A 7,871-nucleotide genomic window follows, 5' to 3' on the forward strand; every position below is an offset into this window, starting at 1 on the left:
GTGTTTTATTCCTCAAGAAGCAGCCGGCGCAATTGCTCGACCACGTAGTCCTGTTGCTCATCGGTCAGCAGCGGGAACAGCGGCAGGCTGATCGCCTCGGCGTAATAACGTTCGGCCTCGGGGAAGTCTCCCTCGGCAAAACCCAGGTCGCGATAATAAGGCTGCAAGTGCAGCGGAATATAGTGCAGATTGACCCCGACGCCGGCCGCGCGCAACGCTTCGAAGACCTGGCGGTGGCTGAGGTTGAGGCGCTCGGTCTGCAAGCGCACCACGTATAAATGCCACGCCGATTCGGCTTCAGGCTGAGCACTCGGCAAGGTCAGCGGAAGGTAAGCCAGCAGACGCTCGTAACGCGCCGCCAGTTCGCGACGACGGGCGATGAAACCGTCCAGTTTGCCGAGCTGCGACAAGCCCAAAGCGGCCTGCAGATCGGTGATGCGGTAATTGAAACCCAGTTCGACTTGCTGGTAATACCACGGGCCGTGGCTCGGCTCGGTCATCTGCTGCGGATCGCGGGTCATGCCGTGGCAGCGCAGGCGCTGCAAGCGTTCGGCCAGTTCCCTGCGGTTGGTCAGCACCATGCCGCCCTCGGCACTGGTAATGATTTTCACCGGGTGGAAACTGAACACGGTCATTGCCGCGAATTCGCCACAGCCGACAGGGCGCCCTGCATAGGAGGCGCCGACCGCGTGGGAGGCATCTTCGATGACAGTGAAGTTGTAGCGCTCGGCGAGTTCGGCGATCCGGCGCATATCACAGCTCTGCCCGGAGAACGCTACCGCCACCAGCACTTTGGGCAACGTGCCGTCGCGCTCGGCCTGTTCCAGCTTCGCCGCCAGCGTGACAGCGTCGAGGTTCCAGGTCAGCGGATCGATATCGACAAAATCAACCTCGGCGCCGCAATAACGACCGCAGTTGGCCGAGGCCAGAAACGTGTTCGGCGTCGTCCACAAGCGATCGCCCGGGCCCAACCCGGCCGCCAGACAGGCAATGTGCAGCGCCGCCGTGGCGTTGCACACCGCCACCGCGTAATCCGCCTGGCAGCGTTCAGCCATGGCCTGTTCGAAACGCTCGATGGTCGGCCCCTGGGTCAGCCAGTCGGAGTTGAGCACCTCGACCACGGCGTCAATATCGGCCTGATCGAGACTCTGCCGACCGTACGGGATCATTTCGCCAGCTTCGCGTGCAGGTCGGCAATCTGCCCGACCGAGAGGAAATGCGGGTTGGTGTCGGATCGGTATTCGAACTGTTCATCCACCGGCTGACCGCGCTCGCCAAGCTTGTCGACGGCGAAATCGACATCGACGCTGGTGAAACGGATCGACGGCTGGATGGTGTAGTGATCGGCAAACTCCAGGGTCATCCGCGCGTCATCCAGCGGCACCATCAGTTCGTGCAGCTTCTCGCCCGGACGAATGCCGACGTGTTTGTGCGGCAGATGCTCGGCCATGCCACGGGCCAGATCGACGATGCGAATCGACGGGATCTTCGGCACGAATACTTCACCACCGTGCATGCGCGCAAAGCTGTCGAGGACAAACTGCACACCGTGATCGAGGGTGATCCAGAAACGCGTCATGCGCTCATCGGTGATCGGCAGTTCCTCGGCGCCCTCGGCAATCAGTTTGCTGAAGAACGGCACCACCGACCCCCGCGAACCGGCGACGTTGCCGTAGCGCACCACGGCAAAACGCGTCTGCTGCTCGCCGGCAATGTTGTTGGCGGCGACGAACAGTTTGTCCGACAGCAACTTGGTGGCGCCGTACAGGTTGATCGGGCTGGCGGCCTTGTCGGTCGACAGCGCCACGACTTTCTGCACGCCGTTATCGATGGCGGCGGCAATGATGTTTTCCGCGCCATTGACGTTGGTGCGAATGCACTCGGTCGGGTTGTACTCCGCCGCCGGCACTTGCTTCAGGGCGGCCGCGTGCACCACGTAATCGATGCCACGCATGGCCTGACGCAAGCGGTCGGCGTCGCGCACGTCACCGAGGAAATAACGCATGCACGGCGCATTGAACGTCTGCTGCATTTCGTATTGCTTGAGTTCATCACGCGAGAACACCACCACGCGCTTGGGCTGGTATTGCTCAAGCAGGCGGCGGATGAAGTTGCGACCGAACGAGCCGGTGCCGCCGGAGATGAAAATCGATTTACCGTTGAACATGTCTTGAGTCCTGTTTCCTGATCGTCAGGCCTAGGCGAGCAATTGCGCCCAGTCGATGCTGGAGGCCTGGCCGAGGGTGAAGCCCTTGCCGGTCAGGGAAAGGTTCTGGTTATACGTTGCGTCCTGCGCGAAGCGCGTCTGCCACTTGTCACGCAGAGCCGCACGGACCTGGGTGGCTTGCGGCAACAGCCCCGAATGCAGCAGTTGCGCCTGAGGCGTCCAGACGCCCAGATAACCGGCATCGGTGATCTTCAGGCACAGGTCGACGTCGGCGAACGCATCGGCAAAATGCTCCTCATCGAGGCCGCCGACCGCATCGAACAGCGCTTTGCGAATCATCAGGCACGCACCGGACAGGGCCGAGTAGTTTTGCTCTACCTGATGGCCGAACAGATAACCCTTGGCATCTTTGCGTTCACCGACAAATACCGAGCCCAGGTGGTCATTCAGGCCGAGCACCAGACCCGCCTGGGTGGTAACGCCCCGGTTGTCCATGAACTTCGCGCCGACAAAACCGACCTCCGGACGCTGCGCCTGATTGACCAGCGCTTCGAGCCAGTTGGCGTTGACCACTTCGGCATCCGCCGCCAACAGCACCAGGTACTCACCGTTGGCCTGGGCACTGGCGAAGTTGGTCAGCGCCGATGCGCTCAGGCGCACGTCACTGCGCAATACCCGGATGCGCTTGCCCTTGCCGTCCAGACTGGCCAGCCAGGCGGCCAGTTCCGTGGATTGGCTGTGATTGTCGGCGATGAGAATTTCGTGCTGCTGATAACGCGTGCGCTGCAACACGCTGACCAGAACCTGCTGCAGTTGCTCGAGATTGTCCTCGCTGCGCAGCACGATCGACACCAGCGGTCGTGACGGATGCTGATAGTCGATCTGCCAGGTTTGCGGGAGCGACGAACTGACCTGGGCGCGATAGCCGCGCGCGGCCAGATGCCGGGTCAGCACCTGGCGCTCCTGGACGTTCTCCTCCTCGACCGCTGCGTTGCAGATCAGCAGCGGTTCGGCCAGGTGCGCCAGACCACCGAGGCCACCGTCTTCAATCAGACGCAACAGCAGATCCAATTCCAGTGCCTGCGGATAATCCGCCGTGAAGCCACGCGCCTGCACCAGCGCCTGACGATTGATCAGCCAGTGCCGGGCCATCAGCGACGGCACACTTTGCAGCAGATCCAGGTTGACCCCCGGACGGAACACATCGACCAGCGCGCCGTTGGCCTTGCGCTGCAATTCGTCCATGGCCACCGCACGCACACCGTCGACACCCTGCAATTCAAGACTGGCGCGCAACAGCCCGCTGGCGGTGAATTGATCGCCCGCCTCGGCCAACAGCATCCAGTCGGCGCTGGACTGCTCGATGAGCTGATTGATCTGCGCAACGTAGTTACTGCTGCTGACTTTGACGAAGTGCACGGTGTCGCGCACGGTGGTGGTGGCTGGCAAATCACCCGTGGTGAACACCACCAGATTGAATGCCTTGCAATGGCCACCGACCAGGCTGTCGAAGGTACTTTGCAGCTTGACCATGTCGGCATCCAGGTCCAGCAACAGAATGCCGAAACGTGGACCGCCACCGTGTTGGCCAAGGTGTTGCGCGATCGTCGCCAGTTGTGCCGGTTGCGGGTCCCGCGCATCAAGCCATTGCAACAGTTGACCGGATGGCATGTTTTCGAACAGTTGACGATTGTCCTGCCCCGGCACGCTGTCCAGACGCTGGACCCAGCCCTGCAGTTTCGCCAACTCTTCGGGCTCATCAGCGTTTTTCAGCGACTCGACCAGGCGTTTGACCACGGTGCGGTTGAACACGTTGAGGCTCAATGCTTCCCACAGCCGGGCCCGTACGGTGCGCTCGTTGTCATTGGGGTGAACACGCAACAACTCATGCTGCTTGAGCAAAATCCCCTCGAGCAATTGCAACTGCAACTTGCCCGCCGGCATCGCGTGCAGGAGAAATTCGAACTCGGTCAACAGATCGAACACCGGCTTGTTGTAGAACGGCATTTCGACGAACTGCTCCGGACCGAACATGCGCACGGGCGGCTCTGCGGCTTCACGCCAGAATGAGCGGATGATCAACGTGCCCTTGAGCGTGCGTCCCGCGAGCAGACATTCGGCCATGGTGGCGAAACTGTTCAGCGCGATCTGCTTGATCTCGGCGACGGGCTTGTCGCTGAGCGGGGTCGGAATCGAGGCAAGGAACTCGGCAAACTGTTCACGATCAGCAACGGTTTTCGCATCCGTGAACGTCAGCACCGTCAACACATTGGTGTTGTGTTCGGAGGCGGCATAATTCAGTTCGCGTACGGCAAACGGGATCGGCAGGATGCGCGCCTTGGCACAGGACAACAGATAGAACGTGTGACCGATTTCCTGCCATTCGAAACCGGTACCTGGCGGTAACAGGCTGTACCATTTTTGCAGCAGGTCGGTGCGTGTCACGGCATAGAACGGTGGCAGGAAGTTGTCCATGAACTGCAACACGCGATCTTCGGCACTCTCGCTGTTGTAGTCCTCATGCACCTTTCTTTCCCGGCGGAAATAACTCACTTCCGTGTCGCGGGTCAGGTACATGATCCCGTAACCGTGGCACAGGCCGTAATCAGGGTTGGCGTGCAGGAACCGCACCGATTCGGTCAGTGCATCGTGCAGGAGAAAATCGTCATCAGCGGCAAATACCATGAACGGCGTAGTCACTTGCGCAACGCCCCAGGTCAACTTGTCTTGCAGGCCTTTGTAGGAGTACTGAGGCAAGTGGCGATAGTCGGCAAACGGGAAATCCTCCTCGATACCCTCATCGCGCTGCGTGGACGAGTCAAGCACCAGCACCTTCGCCGGGTAGCTGCTGTAGTAGTGCAAAGTGCGGCGCAGAAACGCACTGCGGTTGTGGGTGATGATCACCACCGTGAACAGCTCGTTCAGCGGAGTCACGTTGGTTTGATTACTGCTTTGAACCTGCATTTTCTATCCCCACAACCGGCCTGTTGCCAGACGCCTGAAACTGTTTTTGATTAACGAACGCGACGCAGATAGCCGTCCGGCGCTACGGTGATCAGCAGCTTGTTCTGCAACTGCTGGTCGATCGCGAAATCCTGGTTTTCTTCCAGGTATTTCCACACCGCGGTTTTCGGGTTGTCGCCCGGCCCCCATGGACGATCCGGGAAGAAGTCGGCCGGCATGTCTTCGACCACGGTGTCCATGACCACGCAGTAGCTGTCGACCGACACCAGCGGTGCGTACAGACGCAGCTCTTCGAGGACGTGATCGTGGGTGTGGTTGGAGTCGAGCACCAGGATGACTTTCTTGCCTTTGGCGGCCGCTTGCACTTGCGCCGCGATGCCGGCGTCGATGCTCGAGCCTTCGATCATTTTGATGCGTTTGGCCATCGGGTGGCTTTCGATCGCTTCGCGGTTGTGCGGGCGAATGTCGAGGTCGATGCCCAGCACTTCGCCGTGGCCTTGCAGCTCCAGCAACGAGGCGTAGTAGATGATCGAACCGCCATGGGCGATACCGCACTCGATGACCAGGTCCGGCTTGACCTGCCAGATGATCTCCTGCATCGCCATCATGTCTTGTGGCAACTGGATGATCGGGCGGCCCATCCACGAGAAGTGATAGCTGTATTTGTGCCTGGCCGATTCGTTGAAGAACTCACGGGCAAGTGCCACAACTTTCTGGTCGTCACCCTGCCGGGCAATTTCTTCCTGGCATTCGGCTTCGAAGGCTTGCTGGATGCTGTTGTCGGTCATTTGAAAATTCTCAAGGGTCATTGAAACGAAGCGCTGTCGACGGCGTGATAGACATAACGTCCACCGGTCATCCGCTTGATCTCTTCGAGGTAATTGGAGTTCATCACAAACAGATTGGCGCCTTCCGGCAAGGCGTCCATGGCTTCCTGTGGCGAGGACACCCGCGCGCCACTGAGCGGCAGATAACGGCCTTGTTTGGCCGGGTTGATATCGACCACATGGTCGACCGCGACGCCGGCACGCTGCAGGGCCAGCGAATAGATCACGCCCTTGGACGACGCGCCCCAGATCGCCGAACCCTGTGCAGGGGCGTCCTGAATGATCTGCACGGCACGCTCCAGGCTGGCGGTAAACGTATTGGCCAGCGTCAGCCACTGCGGCGCCTCGACCGGTTCGCGGCGCAACGTCGCCAGGTCGGCGACGATGTACAGGTACTGTCCACCGAACAGATGGCCGGCTTCATGCACCGTCCCGAACATTGCGCGCAAGTCGGCAAGACGGAAGTAATTGACGTGCTCGTAGAACACATCGAACCAGGCATTGTGTTCGACGATCCAGTCAAAGCACGGCACTTCGATGTAGATCTGCCCGCCTTGGTTGGCCGCCGCCATTTGCGCCAGAAACGCTACCGGGTCCTGGATATGCTCAAGCACGTGGCGCAGCACGATTGCATCAGCCGAAAGGCCCAGCTCGCGGGTGAACGGTGCCTTGATCACATCGTTGTTGTCGCCTTCGTAGGAAGGATCAATGCCGGTGATGGCGTAACCGAGGCCGCGCAGCATTTCGAGGAAGTAACCTTTGCCACAGCCGACTTCGATCAGGTTCTGATGCTTGAAATGGCGTGCCAGAATCGCTTCGACAGCACTCAGATGCTGCTGGAACTGCACCGAATGCGCCTGCTCGTTTTGATAGTCAGCGTCGTAGCTGAGCTTGCTGGCATCAAAGGCCTGATTGAAGATCAGCCCGCTCGAGCTGTCCTGCACCAGGACGATGTCTGCAGCACCCGAGGCCCGCGCCTGTTCAGCGGTGGCAAAGGTGCGGTTCTGCAGCACCGGCAGTCCGCTGGCCCGATAAAGCTCATGCTGCATGTTCTTCACCCTTTAATTGCGAGATCCGCTGGGCATCACCCCAAAACGCCATGGGCTCATGGGCAGAATAACCGTAGTGCCCCAGATTCAGGGCGATCGAGGATTGCCGTTGCTGAACCCGCTGCTCGACCAGCGCCCGCACGGAAACCGGTTTGCCACTGCAGCAATTGATGATCCCGGCGACGTCGCCACGGACGATCAGCGTGGCCAGCATGGAAGCGGCCTGGGTGATTTCCAGATAGTCGCGCAACTGGTCACCGGCCGACATGTTGAACTGCGCGTCGCCGGCATCAATGGCCCGGTCGAGGCTGGCCAACAGACTATTGGGGTTTTGCCCTTCACCATGCAGATAAAACAATCGGGCCCACTGCAACGTGAACGCGTGCTCACGCTGCAAGGCCTGAAGAAACTGACGCAGGGTGTCCTTGGCCAAGCCATAAGGCGTGCAGGGCCTGGCGTCGGCCGTTTCGCGCAATGGACCACTTTGCAGGCCGTACTCAAAACAGGTTCCCGCCACCAGCACCTGACCGATACCCGCCGCGATCACGCGCTTGAGAAAGGCGTAGTCGCACGGCAGGTTTCGCTCGAAATGAAACAGCGCCTGATAGTTCGGCAACCCGCTCCAGGCCAGGTGAGCAATGGCGTCCATCCCTCGGGCCAGGGTTTCGACATCGAAATCCGCCGCATGAATATCTGCCGCGACGAATTCAACATCGGCAAACCACGGTAAAGCACGCGCTGCTTCAACATTACGAGAGACTGCGCGCACCTTGAGGCCTTTGGCGAGCAACGCGCTGACCAGGTGCCGGCCGACAAAACCGGTGGCGCCGGTCACCAGCACACTCATTGGTGGATTTGTCACAA

6 protein-coding genes are annotated in these 7,871 nt (G+C 60.1%); all 6 read right to left on the reverse strand.

Annotation, left to right across the window (positions count from 1 at the left end):
• Window positions 1-5: 5 nt before the first annotated feature.
• Genes pseC through ACQ4MY_RS16110 form a run of 6 tightly spaced genes read right to left on the reverse strand, consistent with a single transcriptional unit; the run spans window position 6 to window position 7,854 of the window.
• Complete coding sequence (gene pseC / locus ACQ4MY_RS16085; RefSeq protein WP_440095791.1) at window positions 6-1,169, reverse strand: UDP-4-amino-4,6-dideoxy-N-acetyl-beta-L-altrosamine transaminase; 1,164 nt, start codon at window positions 1,167-1,169, stop codon at window positions 6-8.
• Window positions 1,166-2,167: a UDP-N-acetylglucosamine 4,6-dehydratase (inverting) gene (gene pseB / locus ACQ4MY_RS16090; protein ID WP_440095793.1), complete on the reverse strand. Its 1,002-nt coding sequence runs from the start codon at window positions 2,165-2,167 to the stop codon at window positions 1,166-1,168. Before pseB ends, pseC begins: the two co-directional genes overlap by 4 nt.
• A 30-nt stretch (window positions 2,168-2,197) precedes the next feature.
• Complete coding sequence (locus ACQ4MY_RS16095) at window positions 2,198-5,131, reverse strand: TIGR00180 family glycosyltransferase (RefSeq protein WP_440095794.1); 2,934 nt, start codon at window positions 5,129-5,131, stop codon at window positions 2,198-2,200.
• A gap of 50 nt (window positions 5,132-5,181) precedes the next feature.
• On the reverse strand, window positions 5,182-5,919 hold the full coding sequence (locus tag ACQ4MY_RS16100; RefSeq protein ID WP_440095795.1) for a cephalosporin hydroxylase family protein: 738 nt from the start codon (window positions 5,917-5,919) through the stop codon (window positions 5,182-5,184).
• Window positions 5,920-5,936: 17 nt separating this feature from the next.
• The gene (locus ACQ4MY_RS16105) at window positions 5,937-7,007 is read right to left on the reverse strand and encodes a class I SAM-dependent methyltransferase (RefSeq protein WP_008077080.1); all 1,071 of its coding nucleotides are present in this window, start codon (window positions 7,005-7,007) and stop codon (window positions 5,937-5,939) included.
• The gene (locus tag ACQ4MY_RS16110) at window positions 6,997-7,854 is read right to left on the reverse strand and encodes an NAD-dependent epimerase/dehydratase family protein (RefSeq protein WP_440095801.1); all 858 of its coding nucleotides are present in this window, start codon (window positions 7,852-7,854) and stop codon (window positions 6,997-6,999) included. Before ACQ4MY_RS16110 ends, ACQ4MY_RS16105 begins: the two co-directional genes overlap by 11 nt.
• Between the last annotated feature and the right edge of the window lie 17 nt (window positions 7,855-7,871).

It is taken from the genome of Pseudomonas sp. SM4 (assembly GCF_051913165.1).
Lineage (GTDB): Bacteria > Pseudomonadota > Gammaproteobacteria > Pseudomonadales > Pseudomonadaceae > Aquipseudomonas.

What these genes read in the sequence shown, in the direction of transcription:
- pseB (WP_440095793.1), bottom strand. Translation starts at nt 2,167, where the DNA reads ATGTTCAACGGTAAATCGATTTTCATCTCCGGCGGCACCGGCTCGTTC.
- ACQ4MY_RS16105 (WP_008077080.1), bottom strand. Translation starts at nt 7,007, where the DNA reads ATGCAGCATGAGCTTTATCGGGCCAGCGGACTGCCGGTGCTGCAGAAC.
- ACQ4MY_RS16095 (WP_440095794.1), bottom strand. Translation starts at nt 5,131, where the DNA reads ATGCAGGTTCAAAGCAGTAATCAAACCAACGTGACTCCGCTGAACGAG.
- ACQ4MY_RS16100 (WP_440095795.1), bottom strand. Translation starts at nt 5,919, where the DNA reads ATGACCGACAACAGCATCCAGCAAGCCTTCGAAGCCGAATGCCAGGAA.
- ACQ4MY_RS16110 (WP_440095801.1), bottom strand. Translation starts at nt 7,854, where the DNA reads ATGAGTGTGCTGGTGACCGGCGCCACCGGTTTTGTCGGCCGGCACCTG.
- pseC (WP_440095791.1), bottom strand. Translation starts at nt 1,169, where the DNA reads ATGATCCCGTACGGTCGGCAGAGTCTCGATCAGGCCGATATTGACGCC.